Origin of the sequence: Streptococcus suis (assembly GCF_002964045.1) — a bacterium.
GTDB classification, from domain to species: Bacteria; Bacillota; Bacilli; order Lactobacillales; family Streptococcaceae; genus Streptococcus; species Streptococcus suis_U.
On the sequence record NZ_POPB01000671.1, the window covers coordinates 1 to 305 of the forward strand.

A 305-nucleotide genomic window follows, 5' to 3' on the forward strand; every position below is an offset into this window, starting at 1 on the left:
ACAAGGAAAGCCAGTAACGCAGACCAAAGGGCTTGCACTGCTTATCTTCGTAGTCCACTAGTAGAAGAACCGGAACTGTTAGAAATGCAAACAACATTAGAATGACATTGCCCGCTATCATGGAACCACCTCCTAATCCTATTCTAGCATATTTACGAATAGGTGCAAAGAAAAAAGAGGTTGCCCTCTTTATTTCCGTTTCCGTGCAATCAGATGAATCGGTGTTCCTTCAAACACAAAGGCCTTGCGGATTTGATTTTCCAAGAAACGCATATAGGAGAAGTGCATGAGCTCTTCTTCGTTGA

Annotated in this window: 1 protein-coding gene; it reads right to left on the reverse strand. The window is 42.6% G+C overall.

The annotated features are described in order from the left end of the window. Positions 1–189 precede the first annotated feature (189 nt). Positions 190–305, reverse strand: a 116-nt coding sequence (locus tag C1E99_RS14020) for a hypothetical protein (protein WP_153060294.1), incomplete at its 5' end; no start/stop codon positions are given.